The organism is Hoyosella subflava DQS3-9A1 (genome assembly GCF_000214175.1).
Taxonomy (GTDB): Bacteria; Actinomycetota; Actinomycetes; order Mycobacteriales; family Mycobacteriaceae; genus Hoyosella; species Hoyosella subflava.
On sequence record NC_015564.1, the window covers coordinates 4,315,272 to 4,335,337 of the forward strand.

18 protein-coding genes are annotated in these 20,066 nt (G+C 62.0%); 8 read left to right on the plus strand and 10 right to left on the minus strand.

Features of this window, described 5'->3' with window-relative positions; translation table 11 throughout:
* Positions 1 to 79 precede the first annotated feature (79 nt).
* Positions 80 to 439 (minus strand): Rv2640c family ArsR-like transcriptional regulator, encoded by a 360-nt coding sequence (locus AS9A_RS20035; protein ID WP_041451246.1) that lies wholly within the window; start codon positions 437 to 439, stop codon positions 80 to 82.
* A 99-nt stretch (positions 440 to 538) separates the two neighbouring features.
* Here AS9A_RS20035 and AS9A_RS20040 point away from each other — a divergent pair, with 99 nt between their 5' ends.
* Positions 539 to 973 carry an ArsI/CadI family heavy metal resistance metalloenzyme gene (locus tag AS9A_RS20040; protein ID WP_013808972.1) on the plus strand — a complete coding sequence of 145 codons (435 nt, stop codon included), beginning with the start codon at positions 539 to 541 and terminating at the stop codon, positions 971 to 973.
* Between the two features lie 101 nt (positions 974 to 1,074).
* Here AS9A_RS20040 and AS9A_RS20045 read toward each other — a convergent pair whose 3' ends face one another.
* From AS9A_RS20045 to AS9A_RS20060, 4 genes are all read right to left on the minus strand, one after another.
* Positions 1,075 to 3,705, minus strand: a complete 2,631-nt coding sequence (locus AS9A_RS20045; protein ID WP_148262641.1) for a molybdopterin-dependent oxidoreductase — start codon at positions 3,703 to 3,705, stop codon at positions 1,075 to 1,077.
* Positions 3,705 to 4,505 carry an FAD binding domain-containing protein gene (locus AS9A_RS20050; protein ID WP_013808974.1) on the minus strand — a complete coding sequence of 267 codons (801 nt, stop codon included), beginning with the start codon at positions 4,503 to 4,505 and terminating at the stop codon, positions 3,705 to 3,707. The genes AS9A_RS20045 and AS9A_RS20050 overlap by 1 nt, the downstream gene beginning before the upstream one ends.
* A 4-nt stretch (positions 4,506 to 4,509) precedes the next feature.
* Positions 4,510 to 5,865 carry an 8-oxoguanine deaminase gene (locus AS9A_RS20055; RefSeq protein WP_407636554.1) on the minus strand — a complete coding sequence of 452 codons (1,356 nt, stop codon included), beginning with the start codon at positions 5,863 to 5,865 and terminating at the stop codon, positions 4,510 to 4,512.
* Positions 5,866 to 5,931: 66 nt separating this feature from the next.
* Positions 5,932 to 7,335: an MFS transporter gene (locus AS9A_RS20060; RefSeq protein ID WP_013808977.1), complete on the minus strand. Its 1,404-nt coding sequence runs from the start codon at positions 7,333 to 7,335 to the stop codon at positions 5,932 to 5,934.
* Positions 7,336 to 7,404: 69 nt separating this feature from the next.
* Between AS9A_RS20060 and AS9A_RS20065 the strand changes: the two genes are divergently transcribed.
* Both AS9A_RS20065 and AS9A_RS20070 read left to right on the plus strand, forming a co-directional pair.
* Positions 7,405 to 8,268, plus strand: coding sequence for an SDR family oxidoreductase (locus AS9A_RS20065; protein WP_013808978.1), 864 nt, complete (start codon positions 7,405 to 7,407; stop codon positions 8,266 to 8,268).
* A 40-nt stretch (positions 8,269 to 8,308) separates the two neighbouring features.
* Positions 8,309 to 9,724 carry an amidohydrolase family protein gene (locus tag AS9A_RS20070; protein WP_041451248.1) on the plus strand — a complete coding sequence of 472 codons (1,416 nt, stop codon included), beginning with the start codon at positions 8,309 to 8,311 and terminating at the stop codon, positions 9,722 to 9,724.
* Positions 9,725 to 9,980: 256 nt separating this feature from the next.
* Here AS9A_RS20070 and pucL read toward each other — a convergent pair whose 3' ends face one another.
* Positions 9,981 to 10,889: a factor-independent urate hydroxylase gene (gene pucL, locus AS9A_RS20075; protein WP_013808980.1), complete on the minus strand. Its 909-nt coding sequence runs from the start codon at positions 10,887 to 10,889 to the stop codon at positions 9,981 to 9,983.
* A 17-nt stretch (positions 10,890 to 10,906) separates the two neighbouring features.
* On the minus strand, positions 10,907 to 11,398 hold the full coding sequence (gene uraD / locus AS9A_RS20080) for a 2-oxo-4-hydroxy-4-carboxy-5-ureidoimidazoline decarboxylase (protein WP_158307388.1): 492 nt from the start codon (positions 11,396 to 11,398) through the stop codon (positions 10,907 to 10,909).
* A gap of 100 nt (positions 11,399 to 11,498) precedes the next feature.
* Here uraD and AS9A_RS20085 point away from each other — a divergent pair, with 100 nt between their 5' ends.
* From AS9A_RS20085 to AS9A_RS20100, 4 genes are all read left to right on the plus strand, one after another.
* Complete coding sequence (locus tag AS9A_RS20085) at positions 11,499 to 12,119, plus strand: nucleotidyltransferase family protein (RefSeq protein WP_013808982.1); 621 nt, start codon at positions 11,499 to 11,501, stop codon at positions 12,117 to 12,119.
* Between the two features lie 44 nt (positions 12,120 to 12,163).
* Positions 12,164 to 13,240 carry a DNA polymerase III subunit beta family protein gene (locus tag AS9A_RS20090; protein ID WP_013808983.1) on the plus strand — a complete coding sequence of 359 codons (1,077 nt, stop codon included), beginning with the start codon at positions 12,164 to 12,166 and terminating at the stop codon, positions 13,238 to 13,240.
* Between the two features lie 11 nt (positions 13,241 to 13,251).
* Positions 13,252 to 13,758, plus strand: coding sequence for a hypothetical protein (locus AS9A_RS20095; RefSeq protein ID WP_013808984.1), 507 nt, complete (start codon positions 13,252 to 13,254; stop codon positions 13,756 to 13,758).
* Between the two features lie 75 nt (positions 13,759 to 13,833).
* Positions 13,834 to 15,276 carry an HNH endonuclease signature motif containing protein gene (locus AS9A_RS20100; protein WP_158307389.1) on the plus strand — a complete coding sequence of 481 codons (1,443 nt, stop codon included), beginning with the start codon at positions 13,834 to 13,836 and terminating at the stop codon, positions 15,274 to 15,276.
* Positions 15,277 to 15,352: 76 nt separating this feature from the next.
* Here AS9A_RS20100 and AS9A_RS20105 read toward each other — a convergent pair whose 3' ends face one another.
* The 3 genes from AS9A_RS20105 to AS9A_RS20115 form a co-directional block, all read right to left on the minus strand.
* On the minus strand, positions 15,353 to 16,834 hold the full coding sequence (locus AS9A_RS20105) for a flavin-containing monooxygenase (RefSeq protein WP_013808987.1): 1,482 nt from the start codon (positions 16,832 to 16,834) through the stop codon (positions 15,353 to 15,355).
* An 89-nt stretch (positions 16,835 to 16,923) separates the two neighbouring features.
* Positions 16,924 to 17,826, minus strand: coding sequence for an SDR family oxidoreductase (locus AS9A_RS20110; protein ID WP_013808988.1), 903 nt, complete (start codon positions 17,824 to 17,826; stop codon positions 16,924 to 16,926).
* A 10-nt stretch (positions 17,827 to 17,836) separates the two neighbouring features.
* Positions 17,837 to 18,781: a hypothetical protein gene (locus AS9A_RS20115; RefSeq protein WP_013808989.1), complete on the minus strand. Its 945-nt coding sequence runs from the start codon at positions 18,779 to 18,781 to the stop codon at positions 17,837 to 17,839.
* 133 nt (positions 18,782 to 18,914) lie between these two features.
* Here AS9A_RS20115 and AS9A_RS22920 point away from each other — a divergent pair, with 133 nt between their 5' ends.
* Positions 18,915 to 20,057, plus strand: coding sequence for a hypothetical protein (locus AS9A_RS22920; protein ID WP_013808990.1), 1,143 nt, complete (start codon positions 18,915 to 18,917; stop codon positions 20,055 to 20,057).
* Positions 20,058 to 20,066 lie beyond the last annotated feature (9 nt).

Here is a 20,066-nt window from a genome sequence, read left to right on the forward strand (position 1 = left end):
GCGCAGGTAAACGAAAACGGCTCCCCAAGGGGCCATTCTGTTGACATGTGCAGATGGATTTGCACTGGGAGGCACGGCGTCACCCACAGCAGTTCGGGTCCAGTACGAAGCACAGCGCAGCCAGTGAGTCTCTCCGTACCCGGTGGTAGACGTTCATGCCTCGCCGCTCCGATTCGGTGAGTCCAGCACGGCGGAGCTGACCCAGGTGGTGACTCACGGTCGACTCAGTCAGACCGACTGCAGTGGCGAGATCGCAGGTGCATTCCGCGCCGTCGGGGCTGGTGAGTAGCAGCGACAGGAGTTTCACACGCGCAGGGTCCGCGAGTGACTTCAGCCGGAGTGCCACGTGCAGTGCGTCTTCGTCGCTGATGGCGCGAGCAGCGACAGGGTCGCAGCACACCGGTTCAGACATATCAACAACGGGCAAGGCCTTGGGCATAATCCCATAGTGCCAGACTTCTTGACATATATCGAAAAGGTGGGAGGATCGACATTGTCCGACTAGTTCGACATATGTCTCACAGGTGGAGGTTCAGTCATGTCCCGTATCCAGCTCGCACTCAACGTCGACGACATCGACGTTGCAGTGGCGTTCTACTCGAAGCTCTTTGGCACCGCCCCGGCGAAGCGCAAGCCGGGTTACGCGAACTTCGCGGTCGCCGAGCCACCCTTGAAGCTCGTGCTGATCGAGAATCCCGGCAGCGGCGGCACCCTCAACCACCTCGGCGTCGAGGTGGAATCCAGCGCGAAGGTCCACAACGAGATTGACCGCCTCAGCGAGGAGGGCTTCTTCACCGAAGAACAGATCGGCACGACGTGTTGCTACGCCACGCAGGACAAGGTCTGGGTCACTGGTCCCGGCGGTGAAAGGTGGGAGGTGTACACCGTGCTCGCCGACACCGAAAAGTTCGGCACAAGCGCCGAGTTGCTAGCCGACGATCCCGTCCACGGGTGCGCCTGCGAATCAGCATAGGACCGCAGCCGATCCCTTTTCGGCACCCCTGTACAAACTGCCCATTCCCATGATCCCGCTGTACAGCCTGTACGTGGGCGCGCAAACAATCCTGCCCGGTGTTACTCACAACTCTGCACAGCCCGCCACACGCGTACGGCGTTCATTGGCAGCTCGCGCATCCGGACTCCCACAGCGTCACGAATGGCATTGGCAAGCGCTGGCGCGACGGGATTGTAGGGTGATTCGCTCATCGACTTCGCACCAAGTGGGCCCAGATCATCGTGGGTATCGGCGAAATACACCTCGGTCTCCGGCACGTCAGCATACTGCGGAATGTGATAGTTACGCAGTGTGCTGACCTGGGGTTCACCGTCCTGCACCGGGATTTCTTCCCACAGGGCTGAGCCCAGCGCCTGCGCCACACCTCCTTCGATCTGCGCTCGGCATTGTTCCTGATTGAGCACCGTGCCCGCGTCCGCGCTGTGCACGGACTTAAGGATTTCAACCACACCGGTTCGGGTGTCGACGGCCACCCGGAATGCGTGCACGTTGAACGCGACAGACCTGGGCGTCCCGTCGTGCTGAGCGGATGCCTCCAGTGGACCGGCGTGCGCGGCGATCTCGCTGAACTGGACCTCCCGCCCGCCACACACGACGGCGCCACCTTCGAGCCTGAAGTCTTCTGGGGTGTTCGGGCTCGTCAGCTCCCGTGCGGCATCGCGTATCCGCGCGGCGAGATTGGACGCCGCCTGGTAAACCGCTTTTCCGGCAACGACGATGCCCGCGGATCCGAATGCTCCCGTGTCATGCTCAACCAGGTCAGTATCCGACTGCAGAATCCGCACGTCGTCGATAGCAACCCCGAGTACGTGCGCGGCGAGCTGCGCATGCACCGTCGTCGTTCCATTTCCGAATTCCGCGGTACCCACTCGCACTGTGACACCACCTGTTTCGCTGAGCGCCACCGTTGCGTGAGCGATGTGCCCGCGCGGGGGGATAGTCGCGATCATTGACGCAGCCATGCCCTCGCCCACCCGAACATGCGGCGGCACGTCGGCCATTGGTTCGCGATGCAGCGCCGCCTCTGCGAGGTCAAGACACTGATCGAATCCGTAGCTCCCGAACGTCAGGTCATCCTCGTGCAGCGCGGCATCCACAAAAGCATCACCCGGACGGACGACGTTGCGGCGGCGGAACTCGAACGGATCGATCCCGAGTTTTCGCGCGAGGTCGTCGAGTGCACTTTCGATCCCGAACATCAACTGCCCCAGCCCGTAACCGCGAAACGCACCAGATGGCGGGTTGTTCGTATACACAGCGCGGGCGTCAACACGTTTGTTTTCGCAGCGGTACTGCGCAACGGACTCACTGCAGCCGTGGAACATCACGCCGGGACTGTGGTTCCCATAGGCGCCAGCGTCGGACAGCACATCCACCGATAATGCTGTGAGCGTACCTATCTCGTCCGCTGCGGCTGTCACCTTGATCCGCATCGGATGCCGGCATGCCGCCCGGTGAAACTCCTCAGAGCGGGTGTATTCATATTGCACCGGTCGTCGCGTCTTCAAGACCGCAAGGGCGACAACATCCTCCGTGAACATTTCTTGCTTCGCACCGAAACCTCCGCCTACGCGAGCGGTGAAGACACGGATCGATTCCTTGGGACGGCCAAAAATCCGGGCTAGCTCATCGCGAGTCAGAAACGGCACCTGGCTGCTAGTCCGGATGACCAGCCGATCGTTGGTGTCGATCCAGCCGATGCTTGCGTGAGTCTCCATGTGGACGTGCTGCACGCGCGCCGTGCGCCACACGCCGCTAACGACAGCGCCGTCGTTCTCGGCCCGAGCGACAGCGGCGGCAACATCACCGGTCTCCCCTTGCAGTTCCGCGACGATGTTGAGCTGTGACACATCCGGGTGCAGGACCGGAGCATCCGCTGCTGTTGCCCGTTCAGCGTCAAAAACTGCCGGGAGAAGCTCATACTCGACGTCGATTGCCGCGCACGCGCGCTGAGCCTGAATGCTCGACTCGGCGACAACGGCTGCAACCCGCTGGCCGACGTGACGGACGACGCGGTCGAACACTGTCGTGTCCTCCGGGTCGTCGGTATAGAAATGGTGGCGCGCGCTCGAGTACTTCGTTGCTGGACTATCGGTATGCGTCAGAACCGTGACCACGCCCGGCATCATCTGGGCACGCGATGTGTCGATCCGCGTGATTCTCGCATGCGGGTGGGGACTGCCGAGAACAGCAACATGCAAGAGCCCCTCGACCTGGGTGTCGAGCGTGTACGGCTCCGTACCGCGGACCACCCGGTCCGCTGCGGGCGGGCGCGCCGATTCCGCTTTCTCACCGGCGAAGGCGTCGCCGATGGACCGATATCCGGTACAGCGGCACAAGTTTCCCTTCAGCGCACTGGGCAGGTCGTCGCGCTGCTGATCGGTGAGCGCGCTTCCGGTCACCACCATTCCGGGAGTGCAGTATCCGCACTGGAAAGCCATCGCATCGACGAATTGCTGCTGGATCGGATGATCAAGACCGGACGCGGTCACGACATCCTTGCCCGCTACGCGATAAGCAGGTGTGATGCAGGAATGCACGGGGTCACCGTCGACTAACACTGTGCAGGCGCCGCAGTCGCCCGCGTCACAGCCCTTCTTGACGTCGAAGCAGTGCTGTTCACGCAGGAAGCTGCGCAGGCACTGCCCCGGCTTCGGCTCGCCGGGCACCACAGATCCATTGACGGTGATCATGTGGGACTGCCGATCTCAGCCAGCGACTCTTCCACGAGCAGTGCTGTGACGCTCCGGCGCCAGTCCGCCGCGCCGTGCGCGTCCGTGTACCAGGCGGCCTCCGGAATCGCCTCGTAAAGGGACATGCTCGCGGGAAAGATGTACGGCCGGTCAGTCGCGCCCGATACGCAGATCTGCGGACCGCTCGCCGTCACGCGGGCAATCACCAGTGATCCGGAACGTCCAAGGGGCGCGAGCGAAACACGACGCAGAACTGCGCGACTTCGTAATGCCGCCGCAGGGATATGGATACTGCGCAGCACCTCACCGGACCGCAGGGTGGTGCGGTTGTCACCCACGACGAAGTCCAGTACCGACGATGTCCGTTCCGAACCATCAGGACACCAGATGAGCAGCGTCGCATCGAGAGCGGCGGTGAGCGAAATCATCGATCCAGCAGGCAGTCCCATACAGATGTTGCCCCCGACGGTCGCTGCTTTCCACACCTTGAACGAGGCCAGAAGCGACTCTGCGCACTGGCGGAACAATGTGGTCGCGACCCACTCCCGCGGGTACTCGTACGAAATCAACTGGTCAATTGTGCAGGTTGCGGCGATTTCGAGACCCTCAGCGTCCCCGGTGGTGACGGTCAACGGTGTCCAGCCCATTGTTGTCAGGTCGACCAGCCGTGTCAGATGGTTCTGCTGTTCGGAGAATAACCATGTGCCACCCGCGACTATGCCGTCACCCTGCGTCATTCCGCGCAGGTCGTCACGAGAATGCGCGGTCACAACCGCTTCGATCGTCGGCAAATCCACTACGTCACCCCGTCCGCTGCCCGAGAACGCGTTGCGCGGTGAGCACCACCTTCGCCGCTTTCTCGGCATCAGCGGTGACCACGTTGCCTTCTTCCACGATGACACGGCCATCGACGATGAGCCTTTCGACGAGCGGCGGGGCACCCATCACTAGCGCGACAACCGGATCGTCGATCCCGGAGTGGGCGAGGCCGTCGATTCGCCACAACGCCAAATCCGCCAGCTTGCCCGGCTCGATTGATCCGAGTTCGCTCGATCTGCCCAGGACCGCAGCACCCCCGATCGTTCCCAGCTCGAGAGCCTGCCGTGCGGTCATCGCATCAGCGCCGTCGCGTGCGCGCGCGAAGAGCAGCGCGTGCCGCAACTCTTCGACCATCGAGGTGCCTTCGTTGCTTGCGGCACCATCCACACCGAGCCCCACGTGCACACCGGCGTGAAGGAGGTCCCGGACGCGCGCTATGCCCGCGCCGAGTCGGGCGTTCGACGTCGGACAGTGGGCTATGGACGTGCCCGTTTCAGCCATCATGTCGATCGCATCGTCATCCAGATGGACGGCATGCGCGAACCACACGTCCGGGCCCGTCCAGCCCAGGTCCGCGACATACTCAAGTGGACTGCCGCCGAGGTGTGTCTTGCAGAACTCGACCTCCGCCGCCGTCTCCGCGAGGTGAGTGTGCAGGCGGACGCCCCGTTCGCGCGCAAGCACAGCAGATTCCCGCATCAGGTCCGCACTGGCAGAGAATGGCGAACACGGCGCGAGACCGATCCGCAGCATCGACGCCGGTGACGGATCGTGCCACTCGGCAATGGCCTTGTCACTCGCCTCGAGAATCTCGTCCGTCGACTGGACTATTTCATCTGGGGGCAAACCGCCGTCGCTGCGGCCGAGATCCATGGAGCCGCGCGTCGGGTGGAATCGCATGCCCACTGCCGCGGCAGCGGTGATTTCACTGCCAAGAATGTCTCCAGACTGGCCTTTCGGAAACACGTAATGATGGTCCGTCGTCGAGGTACATCCGGTCTGCGCGAGCTGCGCGAGCGACGCAACCGCAGCCGTGTACACCATGTCCGGGTCGACACCCTTCCACACCGGATACAACGCGACGAGCCAGTTGAACAGGTCCTGGTCGACCGCGTGCCCACGCGTCAGCCACTGATATAGATGATGATGCGTATTGACGAGCCCGGGTGTGAGCACGCAGCCACGTCCGTCGATGACGGTGACACGGTCGGGTAGTTCAGGCTCGTCACCTACCGCGGTGATGAGGTTGCCCTCGATGACGACACTGCCCGACAGCTCACGCCGCTGGGGGTCCATTGTCACGATCCGAGCGCCCCGGATTACCTTCGTCACCGCCATAGTCATGAATCTAGTGATGCTGTATTACACGCTGGTGACGTTTCCCCAGGAAAGTCTGATCGCTGCCTACCGTGCGACTCCGACACCAAGCTGATCGGGCTTCTTCACTGCCAGCAAGAGCGCAAGGCCGGCGGCAAGGACGAGAATGATGCCGAGGATGCCGTAACGGTCACCTGCGAATAGCCACACGAACAGGCCGAACAGCGCAGGTGTCAGGAAAGAAACGGCGCGTCCCACCATCAGGTACAAACCGAACATCTGCCCTTCAAGGCCAGGTGGGGTGAGACGAACGAGGAAAGTTCGGGAAGCGGACTGGATCGGACCAACCCAGAACGTGAGAACGAGACCAAAGATCCAGAACATCATCGGGCCCTCAGCGAACAGCAGCACCACACCGGCCGCGATCATCGCGGTCAGACCCGTCGCGATCACCGCTTTCGGCCCGAACTTGTCGTCGAAGAAGCCGGCCGACACCGCGCCGATACCGGCGACGATGTTCGCCGCCGCACCGAACAGCAGCACGTCAGACTCGGTGATGCCGTAAACGGTAACCGCGAGAATCGCACCGAAGGCGAAAACCCCGGACAGCCCGTCGCGGAAAACACCCTGCGCAAGCAGGAACAAGACGGTGCGGCGGTCCTCCCGGTACAGCGTTTTCACGTCGCGGAAAACCTTCGCATACGACTGTTTGATGGACGCCCGCTTGGGAGCTCGCGGATCGGGTGGCAACTCGGGAATAGTCAGAAACAGTGGGACAGCAAGGACCGCGAACCACACCGCCGCCATGATCACGACCATGCGGACGTTAAAGCCTTCATCGGTACTCAGTCCGAAGAATCCGCGAGTCTCACCGTCCCCGGAAATGAACCCGAAGAATGAGAAGAGCAGCAGGAAGATCCCACCGAAATAGCCAAGTGACCAAGCAAAACCGGAGATGCGGCCGATTGACTCGGGACGCGATACCTGACGCAGCATCGCGTAGTACGGGACGTTGGCGAGTTCCGAAAACGCGGCGGCGAGAGCCAGCAGAATCAGTCCGAGCCAGAAGTAATAGAACTCAACTTGGAACTCGGTGAACCCCAGATTGACGGTGAACGGCGCGTCGCTATTACGGACAAAGAACATGCCGAACATGCACACGACGGTCCCGATGGTGAGGAACGCGAGAGTGCGCTTGCGCCGCCCAGTCGCATCTGATCGCTGCCCTGTCACGGGCGCGAGCACGGCGATGATTATTCCGCCGACCGCCATCGACCACGCCAGCCACGTTGATGCTGCGAATGGGCCCGTGATGTTCTCACCAACCGTGTTCACCAGGTACACGGCGAACACGAAGGTGACGATCAGGGCGTGGAACGACGAGTTTCCTGCATCCCATAGGCCCCACGAGATGACCTGCCGTGGCTTGTTGGCTGTCCCGACGAGTTCGTCGTTGCGACGTCCGTGTCCCTGAAGCGGGCTCGCTGTCATGAACTGAGCTTATCGGCGCGTGCCGGATTTCTCTCATTAGCTGAGGTCCAGGTCGCGTAGAGTTCAGGAATGTCAACTGGAAAGACCGCGCTGCTTACTGGTGCGTCCCGCGGAATCGGGGCGGCGGTTGCTCAGGAACTCGCCGCCCGAGGCTGGAATGTCGCGCTGACAGGGATCGAACCCGAAGAACTGGCCTGGATAGCGCGTGAAATCGGGCCGAATGCTGCGTCGTTCGTTGCTGATGTCACCAGCCAGGAACAGCTGGAGGCTGCTGTCGCCGATGCGGTTGAGCGTTTCGGTGGGATCGATGCGGTCATAGCGAACGCCGGTATCGCGTCGTTCGGGACGGTGCGCGTCACTGATCCGGAAGCCTTCGCCCGGACTATTGATATCAATCTCACCGGCGCCTTTCGCACTGTGCGTGCAGCGTTGCCAGCGATCATTGAACGGCGCGGATACGTTCTGGTGATCGCGTCCGTGGCCAGCTTCGCACCGATTGCTGGCCTGGCTGCGTACGCCGCGAGCAAGGCAGGCGCGGAGGCGTTCTCGTCCGCGCTGGCCACCGAGGTTGACGGCTTGGGCGTCCGCGTCGGCTGCGCGCATCCGTCATGGATTGACACTGACATGGTCCGCGACGCGGAGTCTGATCTCAGCAGCTTCCAGCAGATGCGACAGGTCTTGCCGTGGCCCCTGCACTCCACTACCACGCTGGAGGCCTGCGCGAAAATGATTGCAGATGGCATCGAGAACCGGCGCAGACGAATCTATGTGCCCGGCTCCGTCCGCGTCGTGTACTGGATGCGTGCACTACTGCAGTCAGGCCCTGGACTGGCCCTCGCCAGCAAATTCGCGCGTCCGATGATCTCCCTGATCGAAGAGGAAGTGCACCAGCTAGGACGGTCAGTGAGCGAGCGAGTGGAACGGCTGTTGTAGTCACGCTGCCGAACGCTCCGCAATGTGCGACTGTTTGTGAGTGCACGTCCACCGTGGGCATCTACTACACATCACAGGCAGCCCAGCGATCGGGAAAGCCCGAGACGCTCTCGTCTGCGAATCCGATGGCGCCCTCGTGGTCGACGCGCTCGGTCGCATTCTCTACTCCGGCCCTTACCGCAGGCTGCCAGACCGATTCCGTATCGCCGTGGTGCGCGACCATCGGCCAGCGTTTCTCATTCCCGGCTTCGTCGACGCGCACGTTCATTTTCCACAGGTCTTCTCTGTCGCAGCGTATGGCGGGGGAACGCTGCTGCACTGGTTAGGTCGCTGCATCTTCCCGGCTGAGTCTCGTCTCAGTGATCCCGTGTTTGCGCGCCGGGCGGCGCAGGCGTTTTGTTCGGCGCGCATCCGCGCCGGGACAACGGCTGCAATGGTGTTCGGTTCCGCTTTCCCCGAAGCACAGGATGCACTTTTCGAAGAAACGGCGCTATCCGGGTTGCGGATGGTCAGTGGCCGCGGCATTCAGACGCGCGGGCCGGTGACGGCTGCACCGCTGATGACCGGCGAGCGCGAAGCTGAGGACATGTGCCGCGCCGAGTTCGAACGTTGGCATTGCGCCGATCAGCCGGATCGTCCTGACCATGCGCGCCTGCAGGTGGCTCTGGTGCCACGGTTTTCGCTGTCCGTCACCACCCAGACCTTGCGGTGGCTGGGGGACCTCTACGACGAACTACGCAACAAGGGGGTGTATTTCCACTCGCACCTCAGTGAGAATGACGCGCCCGGCACCGGGGAGGTTGATGCTGTCTGCCGCGATTTCGGCACAACGCGCTACCTCGACACGTACGACGGTGCCTTTCTCCCGGGCTCGATTCCGAGTGGACGATCGTTGCTGGGGAGGCGGAGCATCCTCGCGCATGCCGTGCATTGCACCGACAGCGAACTTGCGCGCCTCGCAGACACTGGAACGTCTATTGCCCACTGTCCCACGTCCCAACTGTTCCTCGGCTCCGGCACGATGCCATGGCTCAGAACGGTCCGTAGCGGGGTGACAGTGGCGCTTGGCTCTGATGTCGGTGCCGGTGACGAATGGCTGATCAGCCGCGTCGCCAATGATTGCTTCAAAGTACACATCAGCGAGAAGGCACCTGCCGCAACAGCAATCGACCCGGCCGCGCTCCTGTTCACGGCAACGATGGCGGGCGCAAGAGCGCTCGATATGGAAGCCCGATTCGGCAACCTCGATGCGGGGAAAGATGCTGACTTCCTCGTTGTCGATCCGCGCAGGTGGGCGCCGCTGTCGACATCGCTCGACTCCGCCGACGGTTCCGCGGAGTCGCTTGCTTTCGCCCTGCTGATGACGATGCGGGAATCGGCGATCACCGGCGTGTACGTCGCAGGTCGCGAAATTTCGGCAGGAGAACCTGGCTCCGGCATTTCCACTTGCAGTTGATCCCAGCTCCGGATCCGGCCTCGCGCCACCGCCACAATGTAGACGGTCAGGCATGCGCCGGCACAGATCAGCACGATGGTTGACGCAACCGCGCCCACGGCGAACGCCAGCGAATCGGAAGACGTCAACGTTCCCCCCACCCCCCACAGCGATTACCCGAGCGCATTCCTTTGTACGCGCAAATAACGGCCGAGCGTGCGAAGCCACGCCGTACAACAACGGCGCTTCATTCGCACGTCATGCAGTGTTCACCTCGTCAGGTGAGCCAGCCCAGTTGCTGCATCCATGCAGGGCCCGCATCTGCCGCGTCATCCCGGAGTACCGTCGCCTGAATCAGCCCATACGGCCGGTCATCCGCGTGGAATACTTCGTTACGGTTCTCGATCCCGAAGCGCTCCAAATCGTAAAGAAAGTGATGCTTGTTCGGCGCTGAGAGCCGCATTTCGACGAGTTCGCGATGAGCCTCGAGCACGTTTTTGCCGATCGTGTAGAGCGTTTGCTGGAGGGCGAGGGAATGATGCGTGGCGAACGTCTCCACGATCGTCCTGCGCACGGACGCAAAAATCTCGTCCCAATCGCAGTTGATGTCCGCGAAGCGCCATTGCGCGACGAGCGACGTCGCCATGACCCGGTCCGTCGTGGGTTCCAGCACAGTGAACTCGTCGCGGAGAAAGTCACGAAACTCGGAGCCCGTCGACTTGAGAAGTACGAGATCCCGGATACCACCAACAACCCAGATTCGTTGTGCTGCACCTGACCCTGACACGGTCACCGCAGCTGTCCGTACGTCTGGCCCACGCCGTGTCCAGGCGTGTTCGTGCTCTGCGCCATCGACGATCGCACGGTCCCACGCGTGCTCGTCGATCTCGATGCGCGCCTCGTTGACGGGCGCAACGTCGTCCACGAAGTGCCGCGCGAGCGCAATGCCGTACTCCTCGATCGTGCCGCCACCGTGAGTCTTCGCGAAGGCATACACGGTCTGCTTCTGCGTATCGGTCGGAAGAACGGGCGACTGGTCCCCCTCGGTATGTGCGACGGTGAAATCCCCGCGCAGTGCCGTTGAGACGGTGAGATCCCGAATCTCATGCCGGGGAGTATCGCGGTAGATACGCACCACGCGATTTTCAGCTTTGCCGTACTGGTTCTCACCGAGAGAGATATTCACCGTTCACCCTCATTCCGTTAGTCGGACACCAGTTGCCGTATCCGGTGCAAAGTGATCTTGACCAGTTCCTCGCATGCGTTGTGCCACTCTGCCGGTTGCTCGTTTTCGAGGCGCTCGTTGAGTATCGCAAGGAGCTCATCTGCCCGACGTCCGTGAGCAAAGACCAGGTAGACGAAACCGAAGCGCGCCTCGTACTGTTCGTTCTTCCTTGTGAGCTCTCCGATGAGTTCTCGCCCCGCAGTGGCTACGTGAGCCTGCTCAGAGCTCGAGTGGCCGGTTGCGGTTCGATCTCCGATGCGCGGGTGCCCAGCGACACCCTCGCGGTAGTCAGCATCACTCAATCCGGTGAACGCTTCCTGCGCGCCGTTCAGCAGCTCGTTCACACTGGAATAGGGCCGCGCCGCCGCGACAGATGTTGCCCACCGCCTCGACGAGCAACAGCGGTGCAATTCAGCGACAGCGTCGTCGTATGGCAGAGCATTGAACGCATCCAGCCTGGCTCGCGTCACGGTCACCTCCGAACTGAATCGCATGTACCACTAGATCATCAAATCGGTAGTTGGCGATTTTCGCTACCTCAATCAGCGCGACGTCGCTCCCCGGGCAAGAATGGACGCATCGATTTCAGTCAACGACGGGAGCGCTGCGGCACGCATGGACAGCCCGATCAGGCGCGAGAAGTTAGAGGTCGTCGGTATCGTTCTCGCGGCGGGGTCAGGCCGTCGCTACGGCCGACCGAAGATACTCGCTGCGGGCGGAAGATGGCTGAAATCTGCCGTCAATGCGCTAGCGGATGGGGGATGCGCCGCCGTGTGGGTGACGACGGGCGCCGCTAGACCGCCCATTCCGGCACCGGCGCTGGAACTCTACGTCCCTAAGTGGTTCCACGGTCTGAGTGAATCAGTGCGGGCAGCGGTCGATGCTGCGAGCACCGCCGGTACCTGCCACACGCTTGTTTTGCACATCGTCGACACACCCGATGTCGGCGCTGACGTTGTTACCCGACTGCTGGCAGGGCACAGTGGAGATCACACCCTCACGAGGGTGAGCTTCGCGGGCGTCCCAGGCCACCCCGTCGCGATAGGCCGATCGCATTGGCCGGCACTTACCAGATCCCTCACGGGCGACACCGGCGCAGGAAACTACCTTCGGACTCACAACGTCCGCCTGGTCGAGTGCGGCGACCTCGCGACGGGTGCTGATATCGATTGGAACGCTCAACAGACGTAGTCGTCATTTGAGCTTCGAGTTGGTTGAAGCACGATGATGGCAGGGTGCAACTACCTGACCTGATGCCCATCGGGGACTTCGCCAGGCGCACTGGCCTGACCCCGAGTGCGCTGCGGTTCTACGCCGACTCTGCAGTGCTTCTGCCTGCCGAGATCGACCCAGTTTCGGGCTACCGTTATTACCATCCTGACCAGCTGGCGCGGGCGGATATGCTTCGGCAGCTCCGTGAGATCGCCATGCCACTACCTGCAGTCAAGGCAGCTCTCGAAGCGGGCCCCGACGAGGTCGCCCGGATGATTGACGAGCACGTCGCGAAGGTCCTCGGGGATGCCGCCGCGGCGCGGAGAAAAGCGGCCCGGCTCACCGCAAAGCTGACAGACTTGCCCAGTTTGCTGATAGCCGTGCTGAAGGGGCCGGTGTTAGCCGACGCGGTCGAGCAAGTCTTGACCGCGACGGCCAGTGACACGACGATGCCGGTACTCGGTGGCCTCCATCTGGAGGCCAGCCCAGAAGCGGTCACCCTCACCGCAACGGACCGGTACCGGCTCTCGACGCGAACCCTAGTCCCCGATGAATCGGCATCGAACATATGGGCCGCGACCGTTGACGGCGACAGCCTGCGGGTCGCGGCCGCCGAGGTACGCCGCTGTGCAATGGTGCGCGTTGAAGCATCGACGCACGGAATCTGGCTGCGGTCGAGTGAGCGAGAAGATCAGCACTGCAGGCTCCTTTCGGGGCAGTTCCCCGACTATCGGGCGATGCTTGCAACCCTGCCCGAGGCCACGACTCGCGCCACCGTCTCCAAGGACCTACTCCTGCGGGCCATGGAAGAAAGCGTCCACGAACTGATCACGCTGGACGTGACCGGCTCTGGCCTGAATTTCCTCACGGACGACAAACAGCCAAGCCAATCTCTCCCAGCCGCGGTAACGGGAGCCGCTCTGCGTATCTCTTTCCATCTGACCACGGTCTACCCGGCTGTCAGCACCGCGATCGGACCCGAGGTGATGCTCGACCTGCGCGGGCCAAACCAGCCCATCACGATCCGGTCCGCCGACCGCGGCGATCTCACCACCGTGGCTATGCCCGTCAAACCCGATCACGACCCTGACGCGATATAAGGAGCACTCCGATGACAACCCACCCAAGCCCCGACGCGACCATGCATGCGATCACCCAGGCCGTCATCGAAGGCAGAGCCGGCAGACTTGCGTCCGCACGGGAAAAACTGCTCGCCCTATGGTCTGAAATCGGCGTCCTCGGCGACCCCATGCACCGCTGCACTCTGGCGCACTACTTGGCTGACCTCTATATTGATCCCGCGGAAGCCCTCGTATGGGACGTACGTGCACTCGACGCGGCCGACGCTCTGACCGACCAACGGGTTCAGGAGCACCATGCGAGCCTGCACATCGCGGGCTTCTACCCATCTCTGCACCTGAATCTGGCGGACAACTACCGACGACTCAGTTCCTTCGATGCAGCCGACGCCCACGCCGCCGCCGCCAGACAACGCCTCTCGAGTCTGCCCGACGGTGATTACGGTGACTCGATTCGTACTGCTATCGATGAGGTCGCCGACGCCATAAGTCAGCGGAGCACCGCACCACGTGCATCCGCACCCGGTACTTCTTCATGATGCGCAGAATGCACCCTTGACCACCGTCGGCGACAGCTACAAAAGCTGTCAGTGGTGGCCGCTACTATCGTTCGTGTGTTCGATCGCTTACTGAGGGCCGTGGCGGAGGTGGGGCTGCCTGACGCCGCCGCAGTTCCTGACGCTGACCTCGTTGACCTAGCCGTAGCTTGGCAGCGGCTGGAGACGATCGCGTGTGAGCGCAAACTGGCCGCTGCGGCAGAGTTGTTTGATCGGCGCGCCGCCGAGCATGTCGATCCGCCGCACACGTGGCATTCGACCGCGCATGAACGCGCCGAAGCTGAGGTCGCGGCGGCACTGTCAATCGGACGGCGCGCGGCCGGACGCCTCATCGGGCTTGGACACTCCCTGCGCACCCGTCTGCGGCGGACTCGCGAAGCCATGGCTCGTGGAGAATTGTCGGTGCAGCAGGTCACCCAGCTCGATTCACGCACGACAAATGTCACCGATGAGACGATCGCGGCTGTCGAAACTGAGGTTCTTTCCCACGTCCTGCAGCCAGGTCGGCACCCAGTGATCGGCCGTCGGCTGCATGATCTTGTTGACCGCGCCATCCTGCGGCATGACCCGGACGGAATTCGGCGGAGGCGGGAACGGGCACACGCCGATAGATGCGTCGAGGTCTCGCCGGTCGAAGACGGAATGGCGCATCTGTTCGCTGCGCTACCCGCCGATGGGGGCCGTTTCGTCGACGGGCGCCTCACCGAGATGGCTCAAGGCGTTTGCGCGAACGATCCGCGCACGTTCCAGGCCCGCCGTGCGGACGCGCTGCTGGCGCTGTGCCGAGGGAAACACCACCTCATCTGCCATTGCGGGGCGGCTGGTTGCCCGAACAGCACTGACGACCACCGCCTGGTCGCGCGCAAAACTCTTGTACACGTAGTCATGACCGAGCAGACCCTTACTGACCCGTCCGAGCAGAGCCCAGCATTTCTGGAGGGACATGGGCTGATCGACGCGGAGTACGCGCGCAGTCTCGCTGGAGACGCGACGCTCCGGCCCCTGCGAACGCCAAGCAGTGGGCCCAGTAAGCGTGCGTTAGAGTACCGCCCCGGCCGCGACCTTGCCGACTTGGTCCGTGCGATCTACGGGCATTGCCAGTGGCTGAACTGCGACGTTCCCGCCTGGAACTGCGATATCGACCACTTGAAAGCATTCAAATGGGGCGATCCCGAATCCGGCGGGCACACCACTCTGGAAAACCTCGGGCCGTTCTGCCGTGGACACCACCGCCTGAAGACATACGGCGAATGGACCATCAAACGCGATGCGTCCGGCGCTCTAGACTTCACCGCGCCCACTGGACACACGTACTACACCGACCGAACCGGTCCGATCCAGCACATCACCGGCGCGAACACGCGGCCACCCAGCAGAGACCGTCAGACCGCGGGCCGCTCCACTACGCCTGACACTCGCAGAGCCGCCCGCATCCGTGCCGAACGCCGACGGAACCGGCAACGCAGTGAACAAGCCGCTGGCAGTGAAGAACCGTTCTAACGCGCGAGGGTTCACTATGGCGCGCGTTTCTGGCATCACCTGTTGCCGGTCACGTGCTCCATCACCGTGCGCTGGTTTATGCGTAGTTGTAGCTTTCCAGCGGGAACCGCTCAGCTTCACGGTGCGCGGTGATCGTCGACGTGGCCCGCAATATCGCCGCCTCGCCGTGCTGGTTGAAGTAGTAGCTGCGCGACGTTTGGCAATTGCCCTGATAAAACACAGAATCGCCGAGTTTTTCAGTCATCCGGTCGAGGTACTCCGCGTTGGCTTCTTCTGTGACCTCGAAGGTCGTCGCGCCGCGGCGCTTCACTTCGTTGAGGAGCCGTTTCAGGTGCTTCATCTGGACCTCAATAGTCGTGAAGTACGAGAGGCCGCTGTACGAGTAGGGGCTCGCCAACGTGAGGTAGTTCGGGAACTGCGGCACGCTGATGCCTTCGAATGCCTGAAAACGGTTCTCACGCCACCACTTACCGAGGTTTCGCCCCTCCCTACCGATGATCTCGATCGCAGGGAAGTTGAAATCCCAAAGGTTGAAGCCCGTCGCCAGGACAAGCGTGTCCACGTTGGCCTTGCGGCCATCCGCGGTGACTATCCCGTCCGACTCGATGCGCTCGATAGTCGAGGTCTGCAAGTGAACATTCGGCTTGTTGAAAGTCGGGAAGTAATCGTTTGAGAAGGTGGGGCGCTTGCAGCCGAAGTCGTAGTCGGGCGTGAGTTTGCGGCGCAACTCTGGGTCCCTCACCTGTGCACGCAGGTGAAGCTTCGCGACAGCTGCGGCGGCGGTGTTGAGCAGCCGTGCCTGCCGGAAATGCAGCACTGCGCTGACCATCATTGCTTCCAGAATTGCGGTGTTCACGGCGCGGGCAGCGCGCTGTGTGAACGGCAGCCGCGCAAACAGTCCCTGCACAGGCCGTGGGATCGGAGCGTCGACCTTCGGAGTCACCCAGATAGGGGTCCGCTGGTACACAGTCAGTTCGTCGACCTGCTGGGCAAGCTTCGGGATCAACTGGACAGCGGTAGCGCCGGTACCGATGATCGCGGCTTTGCGTCCACTCAGATCATAGGAATCATCCCAAGCCGTTGTATGGATGATCTTGCCTTTGAAGGTGTCGATGCCAGGAATATCTGGTGTGTGTGGCTGCGACAGGAAGCCCGTGGCTGTAAGGAGGTACCGAGCAGTCACAGATTCTTGGCCCGCGATTGACACTGTCCACTGGCGCGCTTCGCTGTCCCACACACCACCGCCGACCACGGCGCCGAACCGCATGTACTGACGCAGCTCGTATTTATCCGCCACATGGTCCGCGTACTGCTTCAGTTCGGGCCCCGAGGCGAAGAGCCGCGACCAGTGCGGGTTCGGTTCGAACGAGTACGAATAGGTCACTGATGCGATGTCCACGGCGAGGCCCGGATACCGGTTGACGTGCCACGTCCCACCCAAATCGTCTTCGCGTTCGAGAATCAGGATGTTGCCGAGCCCAAGTTGCTTGAGCGCGATTGCCGCGCCCATTCCGCCGAAGCCTGCACCAACGATAACGGCGTCGTACTGCGGTGACATAGGTTCTCCCTGCCTTGTTTACGAACTTCGTTGTCCGTAAATGCTGAGACAGAATGTACCAATTAACCGGTCACGCGTCGATGCTGAAGCTAAACGAACTGCTGAACCACACGATCAACAATCTTGTCGAATGGTTTCGGTGCTTTCGTCAGCCCAGTCCCCAGCCGCATCGCATAATCCGACACCGCCGTCGGCGCCAGAGAGTTCAGCAGCACCGCCCCGATCGCATCCGTGCCAACAAGGTAGCGACTACGCGGACGGGCGCTGCTAAGGGCACGGCGAATGGTCTGCGCGACAGGCGTCGGCGGGGGCATGTCCGCCACGCCAGCTTCGATCTGATCGACCATGGCGTACGCCTCCTGGTATGCCGACTTCTCGCGCTCAGGCAACGCCGAGAAAGCCGTATTCCAGACGCCGGTCCCGTAGCTGCCTGGCTCGATAAGGATCACCTTGACACCAAAGCCTGCTACCTCGCGCCGCGCAGCGTCAGATATTGCTTCGAGCCCATATTTAGACGCTGCGTACCATCCGAGAAACGGCAACGCGACCCGGCCAGACATAGACGAAACGTTGACAATTCGCCCCTCGCCGCGCGCACGCATAGCGGGAAGCGCAAGCCGCATAAGCCGCGCGGGGGCCAGGAGGTTAACGTCCACCTGCCGCCGCGCGAGTTCCTCGCTCACATCCTCAATGGCCCCCGCCTGGGCGATGCCCGCGTTGTTGACAAGTGCCCACGGTCCACCATCGGTAGTCGCCGCGATTTCCTCGAACGCTGCCTGCGTCTGCTCCTCATCTGTGACGTCGCAGAGAACGGTCCGAACGCTTACACCCGCGTTTTCGGCAGCATCCGCGACAGTCTCGGCGCCGCGCTCAGACCGGACCGTCCCGATGACATCAAACCCGCGTCCTGCGAGTTCGACTGCTGTCGCGAGACCGATACCGCCGTTCGCTCCGGTGATGACGACACTCTTCCCCACTGCACTCTTCTCCATTGCGCCCTCCTCATTCCTGGGTACTCAACGCACCACTCGCTACGGTAGTCGCCCGTGAGTTCACCGCAGCGGCACAAGCGACGATGTCGCCTATGAGGTACACGGCGAAAATGCCGACCACGATCCACTGATTGAACTCGGCGGGGCTACCGCCAAGCGCAGCAAGAAACGCTGGGCTGACGATGGGACTCGCCATCGCCGCCCACACCAGCACACTAAAAATAGCGAGGTCGAGCATGATTGCGAGGGCCGCCATGCGCAGCGTCCACTGCCCGTGTTTAATGCGGTACACGTCGATTATCAGCACGCCGGCGAACAACACACCGATCGCGGGTAGCCAGCCTCGCCACAGATAGGGGTCCAGTATCGGAACCACTGAGAAAAAGTGCTGCCATGGCAGAAACCCGAGCAGCAAAACAACAGCTATCAGAGATATCACCGCATCGGGACGAGACGATGTCAGATTCTCGCGGCTCAGATCGTCGGGACTCCATGATGTCCGGAAATGCCGGTGCCGACCGCCCGTTCGCTCGGCGATCGCGAAAACCACCGTCGTCCAGAAGACGAGCTGGACACCGATAAAAAACGTCCCCAGCAGTGTCGCCCCGATAACCTGCAGCGGTTCGCCGTCGTCGATCACCACCCTAGGCAAGGCGATGATGAGAGCCACAACCGGAAGCACCACCGGGACCAGCACCTTCAGGAGTCGCACATAGTCGGGATACATCGCAGGACCGATGAGATGCTGTGCAGCCCCCGTGTATTCAGCGGCAACGCCCGCCGGGTCGCCTAGTTGAATCAGGGCATTTCGTTCAGCCTCACCCGGGTCACCAGCACCGCGGTCCGCGATCATATCGGCGATAGTCGCATGCAGTTCCGCCTCCACCTCGGGGCGAAGTGTCCGCGGCAGGCGCCGGAGAACCGCCGCGATGTACTGCTCAGAAAGGCTGCCCACTCCGATACCGTGTCACATTTCGTCTGGTATGCCGAAATAGCACGCCGGGCAATGCATGTGAGGATTCACCCGTCCGCCCAAATTGTCCTTGCTAACGTCAGGCTACAAAACAAGATCGCTTGAGCGGAGACCAATGAAGCGGCAGACAATGGCGGCAGGCGCTATCAGTGCCGCCGCAATCCTTCTCATCTCGCCAGTAGCAGGTGCGAATACGGTCGATGGGCAGGGAGGCGGCTACGCCGAGTTTGCCGTATCAGGAGCCGCGACAAACTGGACCGGAACGATGTCGCTTGGCGGTGGGTTCCCCCAAACATCATTCACCTCGAGTGCGCGCACAGCGCAACGAATAGGGGGGACCACCAACTGGCTCGCCGCCAGTTCTCCACCAGGCGCGAAATACGGTTCGAGCCGAAACCTCCCTTACCTGAACGTAAACCCGCTCAGCAGCACAGCAGCGGATCCGCAACCCTCAGTCACCACATATACATTCTCCAATCCCACACCTGCCGAGAATTGGATGTTCACACTCGGTGACGTCGACGCCGACTATGTGGTTGTGTCCGCTCGCGGTCGTGACGGCGATGCGGTTCCTGCCGCCGCGCTGGGATTTCGGGGCACGTTCAACTACTGCCTCGGCCCTGGTTCCCCCTCGTGTTCGCGGCCAACCGATGAACCGGTGTGGAATCCGGTGACGGGTGAGTTGCGTGGCCGCGGCAGTGACACCGACGGGGCGTCAGCCTGGTTCGAGCCCACCGTGCAACTGACCTCCCTGCGCTTTGAATTCCATAGGCTGTCAGGCACCCCCATATTTCAGACATGGTTCGCGACAATTGCCCGAGATATCAACGGCCGCGTCTCCGGTTGCGAAGAGGCGTCTGGAAGCCCCAGTGACATCCCCGTAGCACTGCTTCGCGACGGCGACGTGATCGCGGAAACAACCACGAGCGCGGACGGCACCTATGCGTTCATCAATTACCACGCCCAGTCCGGATACACAGTCGAGATCGATGAACCCGAAGGTTGCGTGACGGATCGGTCATTTGTGCCGGTAAGCACCGCTTCGACAGATGCGACAGGTGTCGATTTCGTCCTCCGCGAGCGAACTGCTGAAGACGATGCGATCGATGAATTCACTGACGAGGTCGATGAACTAGCCGAGTCCCTAGATCTGCCGATTGATCTCGGCACACTCCTGACACCGCCAGACCTCACGCCAGGCGATCCAGGAAGCCTCGACGACATCATCCAGTGGAAGCGGGGCCTTCTCAGCTGGTGACGGGCGGAG

Bases quoted from the DNA above. Each gene is read 5' to 3' on its own strand.
- AS9A_RS20095 (WP_013808984.1), top strand. From the start codon at position 13,252: ATGACAACCCACCCAAGCCCCGACGCGACCATGCATGCGATCACCCAG.
- AS9A_RS20040 (WP_013808972.1), top strand. From the start codon at position 539: ATGTCCCGTATCCAGCTCGCACTCAACGTCGACGACATCGACGTTGCA.
- AS9A_RS20105 (WP_013808987.1), bottom strand. From the start codon at position 16,834: ATGTCACCGCAGTACGACGCCGTTATCGTTGGTGCAGGCTTCGGCGGA.
- AS9A_RS20055 (WP_407636554.1), bottom strand. From the start codon at position 5,865: ATGGCGGTGACGAAGGTAATCCGGGGCGCTCGGATCGTGACAATGGAC.
- AS9A_RS22920 (WP_013808990.1), top strand. From the start codon at position 18,915: ATGAAGCGGCAGACAATGGCGGCAGGCGCTATCAGTGCCGCCGCAATC.
- AS9A_RS20085 (WP_013808982.1), top strand. From the start codon at position 11,499: ATGGACGCATCGATTTCAGTCAACGACGGGAGCGCTGCGGCACGCATG.
- AS9A_RS20110 (WP_013808988.1), bottom strand. From the start codon at position 17,826: ATGGAGAAGAGTGCAGTGGGGAAGAGTGTCGTCATCACCGGAGCGAAC.
- AS9A_RS20065 (WP_013808978.1), top strand. From the start codon at position 7,405: ATGTCAACTGGAAAGACCGCGCTGCTTACTGGTGCGTCCCGCGGAATC.
- AS9A_RS20035 (WP_041451246.1), bottom strand. From the start codon at position 439: ATGCCCAAGGCCTTGCCCGTTGTTGATATGTCTGAACCGGTGTGCTGC.
- AS9A_RS20060 (WP_013808977.1), bottom strand. From the start codon at position 7,335: ATGACAGCGAGCCCGCTTCAGGGACACGGACGTCGCAACGACGAACTC.